This is a genomic window from Rhizobium sp. BK098 (assembly GCF_014193155.1).
In the GTDB taxonomy this organism is placed as follows: domain Bacteria; phylum Pseudomonadota; class Alphaproteobacteria; order Rhizobiales; family Rhizobiaceae; genus Rhizobium.
The window spans coordinates 71,742-89,007 of sequence record NZ_JACHYY010000004.1 but is presented as its reverse complement, the minus strand read 5'-3'; the positions used below and the strand labels follow the sequence as shown (position 1 = coordinate 89,007).

19 protein-coding genes are annotated in these 17,266 nt (G+C 60.0%); 5 read left to right on the top strand and 14 right to left on the bottom strand.

The features are described 5' to 3' along the window. Positions 1-145: 145 nt before the first annotated feature. From FHT73_RS12450 to FHT73_RS12420, 7 genes are all read right to left on the bottom strand, one after another. On the bottom strand, positions 146-943 hold the full coding sequence (locus FHT73_RS12450) for a glycerophosphodiester phosphodiesterase family protein (protein ID WP_183711951.1): 798 nt from the start codon (positions 941-943) through the stop codon (positions 146-148). 37 nt (positions 944-980) lie between these two features. Then, complete coding sequence (locus tag FHT73_RS12445; protein ID WP_246712101.1) at positions 981-1,787, bottom strand: ABC transporter permease; 807 nt, start codon at positions 1,785-1,787, stop codon at positions 981-983. A 108-nt stretch (positions 1,788-1,895) separates the two neighbouring features. Then, on the bottom strand, positions 1,896-2,822 hold the full coding sequence (locus FHT73_RS12440) for an ABC transporter permease (protein ID WP_112411044.1): 927 nt from the start codon (positions 2,820-2,822) through the stop codon (positions 1,896-1,898). A gap of 11 nt (positions 2,823-2,833) precedes the next feature. Continuing rightward, positions 2,834-3,700, bottom strand: coding sequence for an ATP-binding cassette domain-containing protein (locus FHT73_RS12435; protein ID WP_112611230.1), 867 nt, complete (start codon positions 3,698-3,700; stop codon positions 2,834-2,836). Further along, a complete protein-coding gene (locus FHT73_RS12430) occupies positions 3,693-4,661 on the bottom strand; it encodes an ABC transporter ATP-binding protein (protein ID WP_183711947.1) in 969 nt (322 codons plus the stop codon). Before FHT73_RS12430 ends, FHT73_RS12435 begins: the two co-directional genes overlap by 8 nt. Before the next feature lie 11 nt (positions 4,662-4,672). Next, complete coding sequence (locus FHT73_RS12425) at positions 4,673-6,280, bottom strand: ABC transporter substrate-binding protein (RefSeq protein WP_183711945.1); 1,608 nt, start codon at positions 6,278-6,280, stop codon at positions 4,673-4,675. A 96-nt stretch (positions 6,281-6,376) separates the two neighbouring features. Next, positions 6,377-7,423: a LacI family DNA-binding transcriptional regulator gene (locus FHT73_RS12420; protein WP_183711943.1), complete on the bottom strand. Its 1,047-nt coding sequence runs from the start codon at positions 7,421-7,423 to the stop codon at positions 6,377-6,379. Positions 7,424-7,784: 361 nt separating this feature from the next. Between FHT73_RS12420 and FHT73_RS12415 the strand changes: the two genes are divergently transcribed. Next, positions 7,785-9,518, top strand: a complete 1,734-nt coding sequence (locus tag FHT73_RS12415) for a phospholipase D-like domain-containing protein (RefSeq protein ID WP_112611190.1) — start codon at positions 7,785-7,787, stop codon at positions 9,516-9,518. Positions 9,519-10,278: 760 nt separating this feature from the next. Here the strand turns inward: FHT73_RS12415 and FHT73_RS12410 are convergent. Further along, positions 10,279-11,919: an FAD-binding dehydrogenase gene (locus tag FHT73_RS12410; protein ID WP_112611188.1), complete on the bottom strand. Its 1,641-nt coding sequence runs from the start codon at positions 11,917-11,919 to the stop codon at positions 10,279-10,281. Between the two features lie 291 nt (positions 11,920-12,210). On the opposite strand from FHT73_RS12410, the gene FHT73_RS12405 reads away from it, so the two are divergent. After that, entirely contained in the window at positions 12,211-12,435 is a 225-nt protein-coding gene (locus tag FHT73_RS12405; protein WP_112611186.1) for a hypothetical protein, read from the top strand. 185 nt (positions 12,436-12,620) lie between these two features. Beyond that, positions 12,621-12,998 (top strand): hypothetical protein, encoded by a 378-nt coding sequence (locus FHT73_RS12400; protein WP_112611184.1) that lies wholly within the window; start codon positions 12,621-12,623, stop codon positions 12,996-12,998. Between the two features lie 323 nt (positions 12,999-13,321). On the opposite strand, the gene FHT73_RS12395 is transcribed toward FHT73_RS12400, so the two are convergent. Further along, complete coding sequence (locus FHT73_RS12395) at positions 13,322-13,510, bottom strand: DUF3008 family protein (protein WP_183711941.1); 189 nt, start codon at positions 13,508-13,510, stop codon at positions 13,322-13,324. Positions 13,511-13,577: 67 nt separating this feature from the next. Next, on the bottom strand, positions 13,578-14,039 hold the full coding sequence (locus tag FHT73_RS12390) for a YbhB/YbcL family Raf kinase inhibitor-like protein (RefSeq protein ID WP_183711939.1): 462 nt from the start codon (positions 14,037-14,039) through the stop codon (positions 13,578-13,580). Positions 14,040-14,178: 139 nt separating this feature from the next. Between FHT73_RS12390 and FHT73_RS12385 the strand changes: the two genes are divergently transcribed. Further along, positions 14,179-14,436 (top strand): DUF2934 domain-containing protein, encoded by a 258-nt coding sequence (locus FHT73_RS12385; protein WP_112611180.1) that lies wholly within the window; start codon positions 14,179-14,181, stop codon positions 14,434-14,436. 108 nt (positions 14,437-14,544) lie between these two features. Here the strand turns inward: FHT73_RS12385 and FHT73_RS12380 are convergent, their stop codons facing one another. Continuing rightward, on the bottom strand, positions 14,545-14,901 hold the full coding sequence (locus tag FHT73_RS12380) for a hypothetical protein (RefSeq protein ID WP_112611178.1): 357 nt from the start codon (positions 14,899-14,901) through the stop codon (positions 14,545-14,547). 268 nt (positions 14,902-15,169) lie between these two features. Between FHT73_RS12380 and FHT73_RS12375 the strand changes: the two genes are divergently transcribed. Then, positions 15,170-15,598, top strand: coding sequence for a hypothetical protein (locus tag FHT73_RS12375; protein ID WP_348648136.1), 429 nt, complete (start codon positions 15,170-15,172; stop codon positions 15,596-15,598). A gap of 10 nt (positions 15,599-15,608) precedes the next feature. Here the strand turns inward: FHT73_RS12375 and FHT73_RS12370 are convergent, their stop codons facing one another. The 3 genes from FHT73_RS12370 to FHT73_RS12360 form a co-directional block, all read right to left on the bottom strand. Continuing rightward, positions 15,609-15,755 (bottom strand): hypothetical protein, encoded by a 147-nt coding sequence (locus tag FHT73_RS12370; protein ID WP_165915298.1) that lies wholly within the window; start codon positions 15,753-15,755, stop codon positions 15,609-15,611. Positions 15,756-15,765: 10 nt separating this feature from the next. Further along, positions 15,766-16,251: a BON domain-containing protein gene (locus FHT73_RS12365; RefSeq protein WP_348648135.1), complete on the bottom strand. Its 486-nt coding sequence runs from the start codon at positions 16,249-16,251 to the stop codon at positions 15,766-15,768. 131 nt (positions 16,252-16,382) lie between these two features. Next, positions 16,383-17,111 (bottom strand): MgtC/SapB family protein, encoded by a 729-nt coding sequence (locus FHT73_RS12360; RefSeq protein ID WP_112611174.1) that lies wholly within the window; start codon positions 17,109-17,111, stop codon positions 16,383-16,385. Positions 17,112-17,266: the final 155 nt, after the last annotated feature.

Sequence of the window (17,266 nt, the reverse complement as noted above, 5' to 3'; positions counted from 1 at the left end):
CGGGAGGATTGCGAGCCGGGTGCGTTGACCTGCATAGACCCTAACAAAAAAGCCCAAACGGGGAATGCCACCGTGATATGCCGGATCAGGAAGCAATAGAGGACTATCCGCCCTGCGACGATAGCCGTCCTTTGATGCCCTCTTCTCAGGCGCTCGCGCCCAGCATGCGGAGGAAATCCACATCGTCGCCGATAAGGGCATCGACCAGCCGATCCCGAATGCAGCTGCGGATCATGGGAAGCAGGTCGCGGCCACCCTGCCAGAACAGGGCAAGCTTTTCCGGCAGCGGCAGGCTCAGACGCACGGCAATGCCGGACTCCTGCAGCGCTTCAGCGTCAGTGCGATGAAAACGGTTCAGTTCCAGCGAAACGCCGTCAATGCCGCCGGCGCGCATCGAGGCGACGATGTCCACCGGGCGATGGTGGAGGATCGCTTCCGTCTGCAGGCGCGGCTCGAATTCCTTCACGCGCAACAGATCGATATGATCAAAGGAGGATATGGCGACATGGTCGAACGCGTCGAGCTCCCGCAGCGTGCCGATCATGAGATCGATGAGGCGCTCAGCGCGCTCGGGCTCCTTCATCTCGATTGCGAGACGGGTATCCGTTTGCTTGGCCCACAGAAGCGTATCAGCAAGCGTCGGCACGCGGGTTCCGGCGAACCGGGGATCGAATTTCGCGCCGGCATCAAGGGAAAGAATGTGCTGAAGATCGTGATCGGCAACAAAGCCGAAGCCGTTGGTCGTGCGATTAAGGGTTCTGTCGTGCATCACGACGATCTGATCGTCGCGCGTCAGCATAAGATCGATTTCGCACTCGTTGGCGCCTGCGTTCACACCCTCCTGGAAGGCGAGAATAGTGTTTTCCGGGAAGCGTCGGCTGAAGCCGCGATGAGCGGCAATACGGAGCGAACCATGACGAGCGGCGTTAAGGGGCAAAGGCAATGCAAGTCTCCTTGGAGTCGGTTCTTTACGGGGCAACCTAGTGAAGTGTCGGGTCGAGAACGTCGCGCAGGTAGTCGCCGATCAGGCTAATCGACAGCGACAGGATGAAGATCACGATGCCCGGCAGGATCGCGATCCACCATTCTGTCATCACATAGTCGCGGCCTGAACCGACCATGCTGCCGAGGCTGACGAGCGGCGGCTGGATGCCAAGGCCGAGAAAGCTCAGGGCCGATTCCTGCAGCAGGATTTCCGGCAGGACGATGGTCAGATTGACGAGGACGACGGAGAGGATATTGGGCAGCACGTGCAGGAAGGCGATGCGCGCTGTTCCTGCACCATTTCGTCTCAGCGCCGCGACATAGCCCCGCTCCAACTCCAGCCCTGCCATGGCCCGCACCAGCCGCGCGTAGCGCTCCCAGCCGTAGAGGCCGAGCAATGCCATGAACAGCCAGAGATTGTCGCCAAAGAAGGCGAGGACGGCGAGCGCGATGATGAGGAACGGCATCGATGCCTGAAAATCGACGGCGACACGGATCAGCATATCGGCAAATCCACGGCCGAAAGCGGCAAGTAGGCCAAGCACGGTACCAAGCGTCAGGCTGATCGCCGAAGCGCCGAGCGCGATCAGCAGGCTGGTGCGCAAGCCATAGAAGATGCGGCTCAGAATATCGCGACCAAGCTCGTCGGTGCCGAGAATATGCTTGAAGGAGCCGCCGAACAGGATCGGCGGCGCCTTGCGGGCATGAAGATCGATCTGTGCAAACCCATGAGGCGCAAGCACATTGGCAAAGATCGCGACCATGATGAAGGTCACGAGCACAATGGCGCAAATGGCCGTCATCAAATCGAACCGGAGGCGGGGCAGAAGTGCTCGCTCCGATCTTTTCTTAGGGAGAGCATCGGCACCCGTCGCTGCATTCGCCATGGCTTTTACCTTTCGAGCGGCCAATCAGGCCGATGCGCGATGCCGCAGACGCGGATCGGCGAGAATGTAGAGACAATCGATCATGAGATTGGCCGTCACCATCGTCGCCGTGATGAGCAGCACGATGGTCTGCACGATGTTCAGATCACGCTGGGCGACGGAGGAGACGAGAAAGCGGCCGACGCCGGGCCAGGCGTAGACGCTCTCGACCACGGCGGCGCCGCCGATCATGCCGCCAACGAGAAAACCCAGCATGGTCAGAAGCGGCAGGGCTGCGTTCGGCATGATATGCCGCCACAGAAGAGCACTTTCGCCGATGCGCTTGGCGCGCGCTGCCAATATGAAGCGCTGGCCCAGCACTTCCAGCACGCTCGAGCGGACGAAGCGGGCGATAATGCCGGCATTGTAAAGGCCAATGACCAGAACGGGCATGACGAGATGCGCCATCGTCGATCCCCCGCCGCTCGGCAAGATCCGCAGGGAGACGGCGAAAAGCTGGATGAGTAGGATGGCGATCAGAAAATTCGGCAGCGAATGCATCAGCACCGCAAGCGCCATGACAAAGCGGTCGATCAGGCCGCCGCGGTTGCGTGCAGCCAGAATGCCGAAGGGCACACCGGCGCCGAACGCCAATATCAGCGCGGCGCCCATTAACTCCAGCGTGGCCGGGACTTTCGACAGAACCAGCGTCAGGGCATCCTGCCCATTCAGCAGCGACGTGCCGAAATCGCCGCGCAGCAGGTGGCCGAGATAGGCGAAATACTGGATGTAGAGCGGCTGATCGAGACCCCATTGCTGCCGCATCAGCGCCACCACTTCCGGCGGCGTCTCGATGGGCAACAGAGAATGCAGCGGGTCGCCGCTAACGCGCAGGATGACGAAGGTGAAGGTCATAGCCAAGAATAGCGTCACGAGCGCCCTTAGAAACGCCCGCAGGATGGATTGAAGCATTGCCTGTTCCTTCAGAGCGTTTCGAGCACGTCCGCCGCCTGCGGTACCCGGCTCCGCCGTCCGCGGGGGACGGCGGCGAGGAGTTTTGCGGTATAGGGATGGGCCGGGTTTGCGAAGACGTCCTCCGTGGAACCGGTTTCAACGATCTGTCCCGCCTCCATGATCGCGACGCGGTGCGAGACATGCCGAACCACCCGCACGTCATGGCTGATGAAGAGCAGCGACAGACCGCGTGCCCGCTGCAATTCGAGCAGGAGGTTGAGTACCTGCGCCTGCACGGAAACGTCGAGCGCCGAGACTGGCTCGTCGCAAAGCAGAATTTGCGGTTCGACCACGAGGGCACGGGCGATGGCGACGCGCTGGCGCTGGCCGCCGGAGAGCTGATGGGGAAATTTCTGCAAGGCGGAAACCGGCAGACTGACAGCCTTGAAAACTTCCGCCGCCCGATCGAGCCTGCTTGCCGGATAGCCGATGCCGTGAATCGTGAGCGTCTCCACCATCTGATGACCGACGCTCCGGCGCGGATCGAGCGCGCCCATCGTATCCTGCGAAATAACCTGCAGATGTTTTGCCAGCCCGCGCCGGTTCGGCTTCATCAGGCTTTTGAAGGGCTGATCGAACAACGTGATTTCGCCTGAGGTTGGCATACGATCGCCGCAGAGCAGCGAGGCAAGCGTGGACTTGCCGCAACCGGACTCGCCGACGAGACCGAGTGTTTCGCCGGGTCTCAATTCCAGGCTCACATCCTTGATCGCATGAAACCCCTTGGTCCGTCCTGGCCAAAGGGAAAAGCCGGGCGCATAAGAAAATTGCAGATCACGGGCCGCGAGTGCGACGCCAGCCTCCTTTGCATCGGAGGCGATTTGCTTCTCAGGCATCATGGGAACTCCACGGATTGAAGCAGGCAAGCGCTGCCGTACCCGCAATCAATGGCGGGACCATTGTCGCGCAATTCGTCTCTGCACGCGGACAACGGGGCGCAAAGGCGCAGGCCTGCGGCGGGTCGTCATGCAGCTTCAGCTCGCCGGGAATGTCCGCAAGCCTTTCCAGCGGCCTGCCGCGTCCGGGCATGGCCTCCAGCAGCAGCCTTGTATAGGGATGGCGCGGATTATCGTAGAGATCGTCGGTGCGGTTGATCTCGACCAGCGACCCCGCGTACATGACTGCGATGCGGTCGCAGACTTCGGCGACGAGATCGAGATCGTGGCTGATGAAGATCATTGGAATCCCGCGCTCTCGCACTGCCTTGACCAGGAGAGCGATGACCTGCGCCTGCACGGTCACATCAAGCGCCGTGGTCGGCTCGTCGGCAATGATCAATCGCGGCTGCATGGCAAGCGCCGTGGCAATCATAACGCGTTGGCACATGCCGCCGGAAAATTGCGCGGGATAGGCATTGCAGCGCGTCTCCGGCTGGGGAATCGCGACCTCCGCCAGAAGCCGAAGCGCTTCGTCCCTGGCTTCCTTTGCGGACATGCCGGCGCTGACAGCCGCCTCGGCGATCTGTGAGCCGATCGTGCGGACCGGATCGAGGCAGGAGACGGGCTCCTGAAAGATCAGCCCAATGGGCGGCAGCTTTACCCGCGACCGCGGGCCGAGCTCGGCTGCGTCATACATCGCATCCTGAAAGGAGATATAGCCCGTCGCGCTGGCGCTCGGCCCGAGAAGACCGGCAAGCGCCAGGCAGGTGAGGCTCTTTCCCGATCCGCTCTCGCCGACGATGCCGAGGATTTCGCCCTGGGCAAGGTCGAAAGACACATTGTTGACCGGATGAAACAGCCCGGTGCCCGTTCTGAACGAGACACTCAGATTGTCGATGGAAAGAACGGGAACGCCCATCGCGAAGCGGCTCAGCTCTTCTGCTCTTCGAAAGAAAGGCTGCCGGCGCCGAGATCCATCTGGAAGGCCGGCAGAGGCTGCCACTTGATGCCCTTGCGAATGCCGAAGAAGACAGCGTTCTGATGGAGGACAGTCTCGCCCGGATCTTCCCACTCGATCAGATGCAGCATGTCGCGGAATATCTTGGCGCGGTCGGTCGGATCGACGGCCTGTTCCATCTTGGCGCCGAGGGCATCGAAATCGGCATTCTGCCAGATCTTGAACGAGCTCAGATTACCTGCCGAGCTGAACTGCGTGAAGAAGGAGATATAGGGGTCCGGTACCTGGCCAGTGCTCGACCAGTTGCCGGTCGCGCGGGTCGACGAGGCCTCAAACAGTTTGCCTGATTCCACGAACTTCATCTTGGCATTGACGCCGACAGCCTGCCACATGGCAACAACGGCCTGCGTGACCGGGTTTTCCGCTGTGTAATAATTGTTCTGCGAGCGGATCTCGATTTCCTCGCCATTATAGCCGGCATCCTTCAGGAGCTGCATGGCCTGGTCCGGATCATATTTGTAGGCAGGATAATCCTTGAGATAGACCGGACCGTAGAGCTCGAACTGCAGGCCGTTCGGCACCCTGGTGCGACCGTTCCAGATCGTGTCGACGATCGCCTGGCGATCGATGGCGAGGATGAGTGCCTGGCGAACGCGCGGGTCCTTCAGCGCCGGATTGTTCTTGTCGAAGAACAGGATGCGGTTGTTCGGCACCGGGCCGCCGACGATTTCGTGATCGGTGCTCGCTGTGACGACCGAGAGCTGATCCGGCGGCAGGTCCGTCGCAATGTCGTAGTCGCCGGCCAGCAGACCGGCGATGCGCGAGGAAACCTCCGGCACGATGCGCAAGGTCACGCGCTTGGCGGCCGGTTTGCCGCGATAGGCCTGATCGTGCGCGGCGAGAACGACGCTCTCATTGGCTGTATAGCTTTCGACCTTATAGGGGCCGGCGCCGACCGGCTTCTGCCGCCAGATCGTCCAGTTACCGCCATTCTTCTGCCAGGCATCCTTGCTGATGACCACGGCCGCGTAAGATGCAAGGCGCTGCAGGAAGATCGGGTCCTGGAACTTGGTGACGAAGCGGACCGTCAGCGGATCGACCACTTCGACATGGTCGAGACTGGTGAAATTGGTGCGATAGGTCGGATAACCCGGTGCGTCCTTATTCAGGAGCCGCTCAGGCCCGAAGGAGAAGGCGACGTCCTCGGCGGTCATCTCGCGGCCGTCATGGAAGATCACGCCAGGGCGCAGCTTCATTTCGAGTACGGTCGGCGAAATCCAGGTCCAGGACGTCGCGAGATTGGGCTTCACCGAGAAGTCGCCGCGCATGTCGAGCGCAAGCACTGTCTCGTGGATGGAAAAGTTATTGCGGAAGGCGACGTTGCTGGCGGCATCGACGGGCTCCTGCGACACCGGATTCATCTGAACGGCGATGCGCAGTTCAGGCCTCTTGTCGGTGCCGGCATCGGCCGAGGCCGACAACGCCGGGACAAAAGCGCTGAGGCCGGCCGCGGCTCCCATCAGAAGGGTTGTGCGGCGGGTAACCGGGCTGTTGAAGCCGCTGGGCAGATAATCGGACATCGGCACACACTTTCCTGTTAAAGCAATTTATAAATCGCTGCACAAACGTTTGCGCATATGAAATACGACCACTTGCGCTCAAGATCGTCTTTTCTTTTACGCAAGGGAAAGTGGCCGCAAGCTAGGCGAGCTCGATGACGCACGTATGACAAGTTCGGGGGTGACGAACCGCATCGGACGCTTTGCAACGCGTGCGTCCATCGGAAGGTTCGAAAGCTCAACCAGAAGATCGAGCGAGGCTTCGCATAGCGCATCCGTCGGCTGCGCGACCGTCGTCAGCGGCGGAGCCCAATAGGCGGTATCGGGCACGTTGTCATAGCCGACGACGGAAATATCTGCGGGGATCTGCAGGCCGAGATCGCGCAGGAAGGCGACAACCTCGATGGCAAGGCCGTCACTGCCGCAGATCAGAGCCGTCGGGCGTTCCGGCGATTGCAGCAGGCCGGCAAAGAGCGTGCGGTCGTGCTCGCCCCTCTCAAAGGAAATGATATCACCGGCGACCAGGTCGGCGCTGGCGGCAACAAAGTCCTGGAAAATCGACATCCGATCGCGAAGCGCGCTACGACTGACGCGGTAGACGAAGGAAATGCGGCGGTGGCCGAGCTTCACAAGGTGATCAAGCAGCAGTCTAATGCCAAGCCGATCATCGGTTAGAACCGCAGGAAGCGGACCCGTCAGCCCCGCACCGAGCGTCACATGCGCCTTACCTATGAGATCAAGGTGATCGCAAAGCGCCTGCTGGCCAGGAAGGTCGCTCACCATGATGACGCCGTCGAAGAAATCCTGTTGAAACAAGCGCAGCTGGCCGGCGATTTCGCCGGCCTCCGTCTTGGCTTGCGCGACCAGGAGTTCCACACCCCGACGCTGCGCCACAGCCTGAAGACGGCTTGTCAGATGCGGTTGATAATGACCCGACAGGCTGTTGACGATCGCCCCGAATACACCGGTCCTATGTGTTCTCAGCGATGTTGCAAGACGGTTGACAACGTAGCCGAGGCTGCTCGCCGCCTCCCTGACACGATCCTGCGTCTCCAGGCGGATGCGGCTGTCGACCTGACCATTCAGGACGCGCGATACGGTCGTAGCCGACACGCCGGCCAACCGGGCGACGTCCAGAATGCCGATTCTTTTGGGTGCTTTCATACAGTCTGCCGAAATTTTTCGCGCCGCGCCGCGCCGGCGCAAGGGGGTCCCAGAAGTCTTGCCACACTTGCTTCGAGACGCAAGATCACATTTCGACTTCGAGTGGAATTTTCATAGGCGACTATGGATCGCGAATTTCACAGCTGCTCCAAAGACTGCTAAATCAGGATGGCATTGCGCCGTCCTTAAGATGCCCAGAGCAATTCATGAGACCGTCACGGCCGTGACGCAAAGTAGGATAGAGCCACTCAACCGGCCAAACCACCAGACGCGCCCGATTAAGGCTTCGCGGTCAGGTATCGGCGCAAATCCGATACGCCGCAGTAAGAGGAACAGAAGCAACCATCCAGGGAGAGGGATAATGAACATAAATCTGATCGTGCATCCCGGTGTCGATAGTGCTCTTATCGCCTGGCGCAGCGACTTCATCGACCAGTGCCGTGGCTTTGCCCTGCGGCGGAAGATCAAGCGGGCGGCTGGAAGCCCGCAAAGCCCCAACACGGTCTCCGATGTCGACGCCGATGGCTATCATGAGGAGATCGTCGCAAGCTGGGTCGGCTTCGCCGACGGGCCGGCCGTAGAGGAAGGCACGCGCAAGCCGACGACGGAATGGCCGATTCAGAAATATCTCTGGTCCGATTTCGCCGTCAATCCGGGCGATATCGTCGCCTACCGGGTCTCCGCCATGATCGGACCCGAGACGGCGTTGCAGGAATCGGCCGATCACGTATCGGACTGGAGCGAGGCCATGCAGATCGGGGCCGAAACGAGCGGCCATGTCAGCTGCTATTTCAATCGCGGCATCGTCGCCAGCCAGTGGCTTGCACGCCTATTGCCCGAAGAGGCTCCCACCACCAAGCTCAAGAAGGCGATTGCCAACCCCGAGGACCCGATCCGCCAGTTCCTTGCAGGGCCGATCCGCGACAAGCTTGTATCGCTCCTCAATGATGCTCGGGCGAGCGGCGGGCATATCTATGCGGCCCTGTTCGAGCTGGATGATCCGGAGCTTATTCCCCTGCTGCAGGGCTTCAAGAAACGCGCTCATATCGTGCTTGGCAATGGCAGCGTCAAGAAAAAGGGAGAGGACGAAAACGAAGATGCCCGGTCCGACCTATCTTCCTGCGACGTCAGGGATCGCATGAGCGCGCCGCGGGCGCTGGCGCACAATAAATTCCTGGTCATCTGCGACGCCGACAAATCGCCGCAGGCCGTATGGACCGGCAGCACGAACTGGACGATGACCGGCCTTTGCACGCAGGCGAACAATGCGCTTCTGATCGATAACCCGGCCGTCGCGCAATTCTATCTCGACCAGTGGAAGACACTTGCCGCCGACGGCAATGAATCGCCGCCCGCCCTCTATCAAAGCAATGCCGGGCCCAGAACAACGCCCAAGGCCAAGAATACGACGGTCTGGTTCACGCCCATGCGCGAAGGGCTTGATCTCGAACAGGCAAGCGAGCTGATCCGCGGTGCCCAGCAGGGCATCCTGTTCGCCATGTTCAATCCCGGGCCTCGCGGCACGCTTCTCAACGACATCATCGAGCTTGCCTCGCCGTCGAGCCCTTCGTTCAAACCCGATCTCTACATTCAGGGCGTGGTCAACCAGAATCCCGGCACAGCAAAGAACCCTGTCGTGCTGTTCAACAGAGGCGAGAGGATCGATGCCAATGCCGACGTCGTGCTGCCCGCCGCTATCCCCGGCCGGTTTGCCTATTGGCAGAAGGAAGTTCTGAAGCTGCCAACGGCCCATGCCATGGTCCACAGCAAGGTGGTCATCGTCGATCCATATGGTCCCAATCCCGTCGTCATGACCGGCTCCCACAATATGGGCCCGAAGGCGAGCGGCGTGAACGACGAGAACCTGGTGATCATCACCGGCAACGGCGATCTCGCCAGCCAATATGCCGGCAAGATCATGGAAATCTATGCCCAGTATCGCTGGCGGCAATCCGTTCAGAAACAGGGCGGCGCGCCCAAGTGGACCGGTCTTGCCAATGATGACAGCTGGCAGATCAAATCGCCGGAGCAGCCCTATGACAAACGCCGCATACGCGAACTCGACTTCTGGTTCGGCAAGAATGACACCGCCTGATGCCCGGCCTGACATCGCGTAGAGGCTAATCCGGGATCGCAACCGATTATTGCTTCGGGATGAATGAAGTTGCGATCCCCTTGCCCGTGTAGCTCGGTCCGGTCGAGCATTTGTAATGCCGACGCAATCTTCGGCTTCTAGTGGCTTAGCAACAATCTGGATTCCCCGATGTTGCTCCGCTATGCTTTTCCCGTTCCTATTTTTATCGGCGCTTTGGCACTCACGGGGTGGGCTTTCCCTATTCTCAAAAGCCATACCGCCCGGCCAGACGAGATGGCCACGCCATATCCCGGGGCGTTTGCCGACATGCGTCATCTCACGTCCGAACGACAGGATCCTGCAGGGTATAGGATTGCCGGCGATGCCGTACCGACTGGTTCCGGCGGCGAGTATCGTCAGGCTCCATCGTGTGGTGACAGTAACGCGCCTTCGCCACCCGGCTATTTCGAACGGGCCAGGATGCTTCTATACCTTCTGCGGACGCGCCACCGGCGAAAATAGGCCGGCCATGAGGCTACGCAAACGAATACGAGGCATGAATGATCCCGCCGCTGCAGCATCAGTTGCCGGACCCTCCCCGCCCACCGAAGCCTCCAGCCATCCATTCGGGCAGGTTAAATAAACCTCTGGTAGCTGATATGATATTCACTATCGGCTTGGATGCCACCCCCGAGCCGACTACCGCAGCGTCCGACGAGACTGCATGCCCTCGCAGTGTCGTCGGACACCCTCCCCTAAAACCGCGCCCATTTCGACCGGCTTATGCCGCCCGCCCCGCATTGCGGCCGGAAAAGATACATCCTCCCAGGAATGTGCCCTCCAACGCATTGTTGCCGTGATATCCGCCGCCGCCGAAGCCTGCGGCCTCGCCGCAGACATACAATCCCGGGATGAGTGCGCCGCTCCGCCCGAGCGCCTGGCTATTCAGATCGGTTTCGAGACCGCCAAGAGATTTCCGCGTCAGAATATGGAGGCGCACGGCGATCAATGGACCTGCCTTCGCATCCAATATGCGATGCGGAGGGGCCGTGCGCATGAAGCGATCACCGAGATAGCCGCGCGCCTGTCGCAAGGCGACGATCTGGGCATCCTTGGCAAAGGGGTTATCCAATTCGCGGTCGCGGGCTTCGATCTGCCTGCGCAGATGGGCAAGATCGAGCGGACGATCGCCGATACGGTTCATGCCGGCCACCAGCTCTTCCAGCGTTTCGGCAACGACGAAATCCCTGCCCATCGCCTTGAAGGCTTCCACCGGCGGAGGCGCCGATCGCCCAAGGCGGCTGCGCAGAAGAAGCCCGATATCGCGCCCGGTAAGATCCGGGTTCTGCTCGGAGCCTGAAAGGGCAAATTCCTTCTTGACGATTTTCTGCGTGGTCACGAACCAGCTGTAGCTATGCCCGAGCTTGCAGATGTGCTGCAGCGTCGCAAGGCTGTCGAAGCCCGGCAGGCAAGGTGCCGGCATGCGATTGCCATTGGCGTCGAACCAGAGCGAGGACGGCCCCGGCAGGATGCGAATGCCGTGGTTCGGCCAGATCGGGTCCCAGTTGGCAATGCCTTCGGTATAGTGCCACATGCGGTCGCCGTTGATCGGCCGCGCGCCGGCTGCCTCGGCATGACTGATCATCAAGCCATCCACGTGATGGGGCACGCCGCTCAGCATCCGCTCCGGGGGTGCGCCAAGGCGTTCGACGGGCCAGGCGCGGCGAACCAGTTCCGGATTGCCGCCGATGCCGCCGCTTGCCACGATCACGGCGCCCTCGATGCGGAAGTCGCCGACAACATCACGGTTCGATTGCTGACCGCGGCGGATATTGTCCTCGGCGAGGATCTCGCCCTCCACGCCGAAAATGCCGTCTTCATCACCGACCAATCGTGTCACGCGCCGCCGGAACAAGAGCTCGATCTTGCCGTCCTTCTCCGCCGCCAAAACCCTTTTTACGAATGGATCGAGAACGCCAGGACCCGTACCCCAGGTGACATGGAAGCGCGGCACGGAATTGCCGTGCCCGTCGGCAAGGCCTCCGCCGCGTTCTGCCCAGCCGACAATCGGAAACCAGCGCATGCCAAGCCCATGCAGCCAGCTGCGCATCTCGCCGGCGGCGAAATTGAGGTAGGCCTCTGCCCAGGCACGCGGCCAGAAGTCCTCCGGTCGGTCGAAGGCCGCAGCGCCCAACCAATCCTGACGGGCGAGATCGAGACTGTCGCGAATGCGCATCCGCCGTTGTTCCGGCGTATCGATCATGAACAGCCCGCCAAGCGACCAGAAGGCCTGTCCGCCGAGACTTGCCCGAGGCTCCTGATCGACAAGGATCACCCGTTTCCCGCGCTCTAGCAGCTCGCAAGCCGCAACAAGGCCTGACAGGCCTGTTCCAACGATCACCACATCAGCATGACTGCTCATTCGTTTCCCCCTCCGCGAATAGCATATTAATTGGAGAGCTTAATGAAGCTTACGTAAAAGTAAAACGAATGTCAGAGCTGACGACCATCCAGAATCGATCCACCAAGCCTGCATTTCGTCTCCACGAAACCTGCACGGTGTTCATGTTGTCTTCCGACACTGACAGCGATCAATCGCCGTTTTTGTTGATGCGGTTGCCACTGTCGACACGAAAGGAACCCTCAGCAGGCATGGGCCTCCGAGGGAGTGAGGAACGACATCGGAAGCCCCTCAAGGGAAACATGAAACATCATGTACAAGCAGAAGACGCCCACGCTTATCGATTGGCTTTTCATGTTGGCGCGTCTGGCACCGATCATCATGGTTTACCTGTGGCCGACATTCCTTCGTTTCATTCTAGGCACTGTCTTTTTTGTCGCGCTCGCCGCGCTGATGTATCATTTGGTTGACGTGGAACCGAACTTTTCGGTGCACGACTCTTATCCACAAGTGGCTCCAGTTACTCGCGAGCGGTAATCTTCTCCTTGGGAGGTCGAACCAAATGGCGCCCCTTCGGCATAACGAAAGCCTCGTCCCCGCAATTGACTGGCAAAGGGAAATCACGACAGAGTAGATGCCCACACGGCCTTCTCCACCGCATCGGCTTGCCTGACATCGGAAAAGGCAATACCCGATTGCTTAACAGGAGAGGAGCAGCAGCCATGGGCAAGCTTCCCGACATGACGAAACATCGCGGCTTTCCTTCCGGCATGCCGGGTACAGGCGTGCAATTCACCATTCGCCGCGCAAACCCCAAGGGCGTGACGCCGATCAAGAAACTGCCACGCCGCGCGCGGCCGGGAACGCAGGAACACCGGATCGACGCCGCATTCCTGCATGCGCTCTGGCACTATTTCGGAGCAGAACCTTTCGAGCGCGGCAATCTCGACGCTGCTCGGCTCAACCTGCTCTTCGGGCGCGAGGTGCTACCCGCAAACAAGGATTTCGATCCGCTCTCCTATGAAGCCATGCTCGTCATCAACGAGAAAGTGGCGCGCGAAAGCTTCCCCGAAGCATTCGAAGATGTGATGGAGATCTGACGCCACGCGGAAGCGCGCAGCCCTCCCGAACGGGCAGCTACGGAAGTACCACGCCGCGGAGCCATGTCGATAAGGATGGCATGCGGCCCTATGCCCGGTTGCCTCTGGACTGAAGCGCGCGAACTTACGGTGGTCGACACTCTTCATTTGAGGCTGACATGCCCGACGATGTGAATGGCCTGAAGGCAAAGCTCGTCACGCATCACGATTACGTCCGGCAGCACGGCGAGGATATGCCGGAAGTTCGCGACTCGCGGCGGAAACGATAGAACTGGCCTGACTTCGACAACAAGCCGAGAACACCGCCGTGCAGCGGCCAAACCTTACGATTTGGACGCGTGTTCCGGCTTTCCCTTTTGCTTTGTGGAGGCCATGCCGCGAAGCTCCTTCTCGCTCATGGAGTCGACCATGCTCTTCGACGCCCCCTTCAGTTCGCTCTTCTTTCTTTCGCCGCGTTTGGCGGCGAGTGCCGCACCGGCAGCCATTTGCTGTGATTTCGACTTTGCTGGCATGATAACATCTCCTTTGGATTAGGTTGAAATTTGCCGCCGCCGATCGTGTCCGCTTACAAGGCGCGACTTACGCTTGGTAGTTGCCGGTAAGGCTTGCTTCTGCAAGCGTGTGTTTCTTCACCTTCTGCCACATGGCTTCTGCGCCAGCGGCCTCAGGAAGGGTCACCCTCGGTACATCAAGCGCGGCAAGCCGGAAAATATACCGATGGGGCGGATCGCCCGCAGGCGGTCGTGGACCATCATAGCGGGCATTGCCGAAATCGTTCCTGTAGAAACGCAGCGCCTGTTCCTGCATCGTGTCTAGACTTTCAACCAGGCCAGTCCATTGCGCGGGGATATTGGCGATACCACAGTGACGGAATGTTCCGCTCGGCGCATCCGGATCCTCGACGATCAGCGCGAAGCTTTGGGTTTTCTCCGGCGCGCCGCCCCAGGCAAGAGGCGGGAATATATTTTCCCCTTCCAGGACATATTTGCGCGGTATGGGCGTACCCTCGGCAAAGGCCTTGCTGATCAATGTCAAAGCCATTCGATCCTCCTTTTATCATCGCAGATTCATGAGCCTGTGAACCTCTGAATCTAAGGTGGAACACATCAGAATCACTATTGTTCCCCCATGGAACCATCGCTCGCCCCAGTTGTTTAGAACATCCACGAAGGAGGAAAAGATGGCGGATGAACGGTTCGAGTGGATCAGCAGACGGGCCTATGCGATTTGGGAAGCGGCCGGGCGCCCTTGGGGCTGCAGCCAGCATCATTGGGAGCAGGCAGCGAAGGAACGCGAGATCATGGAGAGAACGCGCGCATCGGCAGATGGCGAAGAAATACTCGCAAGATTCAGAAAAGCCCCCGCGAAGCACCAGCCCGACGGCGACGGTCAGGAACCCGAGGGAAAAACGCAGTCCGGCGCCCGGCGCGCCGGATAATAGACGTCCGCTTTTTTGCTGGATAAGGCCAACAATCAGATGCGCCAGGAGCTGACCTCCCGACGGACTCATTGACCTGCGATTTCATCCGCAATTCAAAAGCCGCCCCTAATTCTGCGTTCCGTCACGGTTCGGCTGGGCCGGCGTGCTCTTCGTGCCCTGCTGATTGTTTTCCGTGCGATCGGTAGGAGCTGGCTGGGCCGTTTGGCCGGCGGGTGGCGTATTGTCTATCGTACCAGCCTGCGGCTGCCCGCTGGAGGAGCTGATCGTCGGCGACGGATTCTGAGGTGTGCCTGGCTCGATATAGCGACCCCAGATTTCCACGCCAGCCCATACGATGGCCGCGAGAACCAGCGCTGTCACCAGCACGGTGAACAGATGTGTTCCCCGCACGCCCTGCCGGGCTTCCGTCGCGGATAGTGGTTTCGTCTGTTCCCGGGGCTTCTTCTGTTCGTCGAACGTCATAGCAAGCCTCCATCTATTGCAAATTTCATATCGACCTAACCAAAACACCCGGCGATGGTTCCAGAGGGGCGCCAAGGAATTGGGTCGAAGCGGAACAACAGGGAGAGCCCAGCGTTAGCCCAATAAGGTTGCAGATCGTGCCAAGCGGACTCGATGGTGCTGAAGAATATGGAGATTTTTCCGCTTTCTCTCCATAGCCAACGAAACGGCAGTCGAGCTTCCTATCCATCCGATCTGCAGCCCCTCCAACATTTACGGAGGGTGAACAATGCCCATGAATACCGTCAACGCGGTGACGCCGCAGAAATTGTCGACCCTGTCGGCGCGCGCTCGCCTGAGGGCTGGTCGACCGCGCCAGTGGAACGGTTGGGACCTGACTGAAAGCGGCCGCCTGCTGTTGATCGCAACGGTAACGGCTGCCATGTCCTGGAATTTTGCCGTCGCGCAGCAATCGAACGATGATCGCTGCAAAGCGGGAGAAACCAACCGGCAGACTGATGGCCAGCAGGCGCAAGGCGAACAGACGCCGCCGGCTACGCATAATCCCAGCCGGAAACTGTCCGACTGTGGCGGTGTGCTGAAACCGCCGTCAGTCGGCGACAGCAAGATGGAAAAGCCCGCGCCGCAGGTGGGCAACACTCCCGTCATCAAGCCTGGCAACACAGAACAGCAGGACAATCAACAGCCGGGCAAATGAGACTGATCCGTCAGGGTTTGGGTTCTGGCTGCTCGATGGGGCCGTTCTTAACGGCGCCGCTATCTCGGCCGTCGCTTGACGTAAACGGCTTGATGACGAGAATCGCCAGAACGGACGCGACCATGAGGCCGAAGATGACGAGCAATAGCATCCGCATCTGAAATGCCTTACGCCCGCTGCGATTTGCGGACGGCAAGGTTGCTGTCGTGCCCGATAATGCCGCCGGCCTGCCGGGATAGCGCTTCCGCACGCTGCTTGGCCTCGTGATTTTCAACGGAACCTTCAATAACGACGCGCCCGTGACTGACGGTCACGAAGATACTGGTCTCGTCGAGCAGTTGATCGGCTTTCAGCCTGCTCTCGATTTCCGTTCGTATTTCAACGTCTGTTCTCTCCGGCGTCGATGCGTAAGGGGGTTCGGGTCGTGTACCTCCGTTGATCTCTTCTGATCCGGAAGCTGCCCTCACGTCCGAGATTTTGCCGGAAATGTCTTCGGCCATCTGCCTGCGCAATAGATCACGCGTAGCCGAATCTTCGCAGCGCGCATCGTCGGTACCATTTTCGGGACGTAGCTCTATTGGCGAGGCTTCTTCTGCCCGCTGTTCGGACTCGATATCCCCGGACCCACCGGCTGCCTGGTCGAGTGCCTGCACGGTGCGCGTATCGCCACCATGCGGAGAACCCCTTGCGTTTGTCCTATCGCTGATTCTAGCCATGGTTTTCTCCCTGTTCGATGAGGGCTTAACCTTTGCCGCTCCGGAATGTTCCGGTCTCAGAGCTTGCGTCACGCCCCTGTCGTCAGCATTTCGAAGGATACCACCCTGTAATGTTCCTCAACGGACGCAAGCAATTGCGCACCACCGCCATCCGGCCCCGCCTGCCGCCATCGCACCTCGTAGGAAATATGCGTTGTCGCGTCGCTCGGTCCTGTCCTGCAGCCGATGAAGGAGAAAGCATATCCGAGCGGTTCCAGCGCTGCTTGCGCATCGGCGATCGCAACGCCTGCATCGCGAGGCAATTCGATCACGAGGCGCGCCTTCTGCTTGCGTGGCATCAGCCTGTCGAACTGTTTGAAAGGCGATAGCACGATAAAGGCGATAATGGCCCCGGCGGAACCCACGATCACTTGACCGCCGCCGATGCACAGGCCGACTGCCGTCATGATCCACAAGGTCGCCGCCGTCGTTACGCCGGTGATCAGGTCGCCCCGCTTGAGAATGGCCCCACCCCCGATGAAGCCGACACCCGTCAGCACGCCGAGCGGAAAGCGCAGCACATCCATCGAAGCGAATGATTGCGACGTCTTGCCCAGAGTGGATAGAAGCAGATTGGCCTGGATCATCGACAGGCATGCGGCGAGCCCGACCAGGATCGTCGTGCGAAACCCGGCGGCATGACCACCCATTTCCCGATTAATCCCGATCAGCCCTCCGGCTGCAACGACCAGCAGCAGACGGAGAGCGATATCCAGCCAGTCCGCGTCTATTGGCATAGTGTCGGTCAGGTCAGGCACGATGTCCTCCCAAGGGGGCGTCACCAGCAAATTTCAGTGGGGAACATCGCAAACGACATTTCGTTCCATCTTCGATGGAAGGTGCGCATGAAAAACATAATAGAAGCAGCATGATGCTCTACCGCTTCATTGTCACCTCCGGAAAAGCGCTTGAG

Bases quoted from the DNA above. Each gene is read 5' to 3' on its own strand.
- FHT73_RS12410 (WP_112611188.1), bottom strand. From the start codon at position 11,919: ATGAGCAGTCATGCTGATGTGGTGATCGTTGGAACAGGCCTGTCAGGC.
- FHT73_RS12435 (WP_112611230.1), bottom strand. From the start codon at position 3,700: ATGCCTGAGAAGCAAATCGCCTCCGATGCAAAGGAGGCTGGCGTCGCA.
- FHT73_RS12395 (WP_183711941.1), bottom strand. From the start codon at position 13,510: ATGCCAGCAAAGTCGAAATCACAGCAAATGGCTGCCGGTGCGGCACTC.
- FHT73_RS12390 (WP_183711939.1), bottom strand. From the start codon at position 14,039: ATGGCTTTGACATTGATCAGCAAGGCCTTTGCCGAGGGTACGCCCATA.
- FHT73_RS12415 (WP_112611190.1), top strand. From the start codon at position 7,785: ATGAACATAAATCTGATCGTGCATCCCGGTGTCGATAGTGCTCTTATC.
- FHT73_RS12430 (WP_183711947.1), bottom strand. From the start codon at position 4,661: ATGGGCGTTCCCGTTCTTTCCATCGACAATCTGAGTGTCTCGTTCAGA.
- FHT73_RS12375 (WP_348648136.1), top strand. From the start codon at position 15,170: ATGCCCATGAATACCGTCAACGCGGTGACGCCGCAGAAATTGTCGACC.
- FHT73_RS12400 (WP_112611184.1), top strand. From the start codon at position 12,621: ATGGGCAAGCTTCCCGACATGACGAAACATCGCGGCTTTCCTTCCGGC.
- FHT73_RS12380 (WP_112611178.1), bottom strand. From the start codon at position 14,901: ATGACGTTCGACGAACAGAAGAAGCCCCGGGAACAGACGAAACCACTA.
- FHT73_RS12385 (WP_112611180.1), top strand. From the start codon at position 14,179: ATGGCGGATGAACGGTTCGAGTGGATCAGCAGACGGGCCTATGCGATT.
- FHT73_RS12370 (WP_165915298.1), bottom strand. From the start codon at position 15,755: ATGCGGATGCTATTGCTCGTCATCTTCGGCCTCATGGTCGCGTCCGTT.
- FHT73_RS12425 (WP_183711945.1), bottom strand. From the start codon at position 6,280: ATGTCCGATTATCTGCCCAGCGGCTTCAACAGCCCGGTTACCCGCCGC.
- FHT73_RS12405 (WP_112611186.1), top strand. From the start codon at position 12,211: ATGTACAAGCAGAAGACGCCCACGCTTATCGATTGGCTTTTCATGTTG.
- FHT73_RS12420 (WP_183711943.1), bottom strand. From the start codon at position 7,423: ATGAAAGCACCCAAAAGAATCGGCATTCTGGACGTCGCCCGGTTGGCC.
- FHT73_RS12445 (WP_246712101.1), bottom strand. From the start codon at position 1,787: ATGACGGCCATTTGCGCCATTGTGCTCGTGACCTTCATCATGGTCGCG.
- FHT73_RS12440 (WP_112411044.1), bottom strand. From the start codon at position 2,822: ATGCTTCAATCCATCCTGCGGGCGTTTCTAAGGGCGCTCGTGACGCTA.